2 protein-coding genes are annotated in these 2,062 nt (G+C 52.6%); both read left to right on the top strand.

Translation table 11 applies throughout. From position 1 onward, the window contains the following. A partial coding sequence (locus VM802_RS16725) for a polyketide synthase dehydratase domain-containing protein (protein ID WP_325532522.1) occupies positions 1-432 on the top strand: 432 nt, incomplete at its 5' end. A gap of 18 nt (positions 433-450) precedes the next feature. Beyond that, the coding region (locus VM802_RS16720) for a beta-ketoacyl reductase (RefSeq protein WP_325532520.1) at positions 451-2,062 on the top strand (1,612 nt) is incomplete at its 3' end.

Raw genomic sequence — 2,062 nt, 5'->3', positions numbered from 1 at the left:
TTTCGTGTACCCGCCGACGTGAAGCCTGAATTGCTGATGGTGACGGTTGTGGATGCAGCATTCCAGTCTGTACTGGCGCTGATGGAGGATGAACAGGCGGCGGCGGAAGATTTATGGCTGCCGTTTGCACTGGAACAGTTCTACATTGGCGCCACACCTACGAATGAAGGTTATGTGTACATCACACCGGGCAGCAAGGAAGGTAATAACAAGCTACGTTACTTCGACCTGCTGATTACAACTGCAGCCGGCGGGATAGTAGCGGCGCTCTCCGACTTCACCGTGAAATCAATACCTGCACGTCCTCAGAATGGTCATGCCCGCCCTGCAGGCAAAACTGTTTCCATGGACCAGATGATCGCATTGATGAAGCAGGTAGAATCCGGTCATATCACAGCAATGGAGGCCGAAAAGATCCTGCTGCAACACTAACCCATCAATCCTATATGCATGATACATCATACTATTCAACATCCTCCTGTTGCGGCGCATGAAGGCGTGATCCGGTACGAGGTTCCTGCCGTTGTACCAGATCCTTTGCCGGTGCTGAGATCTGCGGCGGGAGAACAGGTATGGTTCCTTGGTGACGACCCGGCGCTGGAAGAGCGGCTGCGGGAGGCGGGTTATTATCTGTCGAAACCAGTTATTCCCGAGGAACTGTTTAACGGTTACAGCGATGATGGAGAGGAATATTACCAGCTTTTACTCCGCTCACAACATAATGGGACCTTCCCGGAATTTATCGTATATGCCTTACCGTTAAACGGCGGCGGCACAGCAGCGGAAGCTGCCGCTGCTGGTATCTGGCCGGTGTTTGATATTGTCCGTGCCTGGCAGCGCATTAAGCCCGCGGCACGCATACAGCTATGTTACCTCTACAGGCAACAGCAGGATTACTATACGGCGGTGCATGAAGCGCTGATTGGTTTTGCCCGCTCGCTGAGAAATGAAACACCGTTGTTTGATATAAAGCTGATAGGACTGGCTGATGCGGCTGCTTTTGATAACAGGGCTGATATCCTGCGCCGGGAGATGCGGACGCCGGCTTTTACAGGCATGCTGCTATTTAAAGACCAGGGCCGCTTCACCGTTGGTCTGGAAGCATCACCGGAGATGGGCGGTAACGGCAACGGGCACACGTTTTTCAGAAAGAACGGCCACTACCTGATTACGGGAGGTGCGGGAGGACTGGGGTTGATCTTCGCCAGGTACCTGTCTGAAACATACCAGGCGCATGTCAGCCTGTGTGGCCGCCGCGCACCGGATACCGTCATCCGTGAGTTATTGAAGCCATTAAAACAGGTAAGATATTACCAGGCGGATGTGACCAATGAAACGGCTATAACGGCGTTGATAGCAACCGTAACGGCCGACAGCGGGCCACTCCGCGGCGTATTTCATTCCGCCGGTGTGCTGTGTGATAATTTCCTGCTGAAGAAAACAAAAGCGGAATTCATGTCAGTCATCGCTCCTAAACTACACGGTACTGTATTGCTGGATGAGCATACCAGGGACCAGCCGCTGGATGGCTTCCTGCTGTTTTCTTCCTGGTCAGCATGGCTTGGGTTACCTGGCCAGTGCGACTATTCATTCGCTAACAGTTTTCTCAACGCGTTTGCCGCAGTGCGGCATGCCAGTAACAACAGACCTGGTATCACCCGTGCGGTGGCATGGCCGCTGTGGCAGGAAGGTGGTATGCAGCTGCCAGCGGGAGCAGCAGCGGAGTATGATACACTCTCTGCTACTGCTGGTATCACTGCACTGGAAAATTGTCTTACAGGCACTGCACCTGTTTATTTTATTACCCGGGAAACCGATACAAAACAACAAACTATGTTTTCATCTGACATCACTTCCGGGAATGGGAAACCGGCCGCTTCTCTTCCGGCCACGGACCTGTACAGCAGCGCCTTGCAGCTGATAAAGCGCATTCTGTCTGTCACCACCCGGATCTCTCCCGAAAAATTTACGGAGCATAAACCACTGGAAGAATATGGTATTGAATCGATGATGATTGCGGCCATCAACAAAGAGCTGGAGCAGTATTTCGGGGAAGTGTCCA

The organism is Chitinophaga sp., from assembly GCF_035538455.1.
In the GTDB taxonomy this organism is placed as follows: domain Bacteria; phylum Bacteroidota; class Bacteroidia; order Chitinophagales; family Chitinophagaceae; genus Chitinophaga.
The sequence above is the reverse complement of the archived record's forward strand: the minus strand, read 5'-3'. Positions and strand labels throughout refer to the sequence as shown.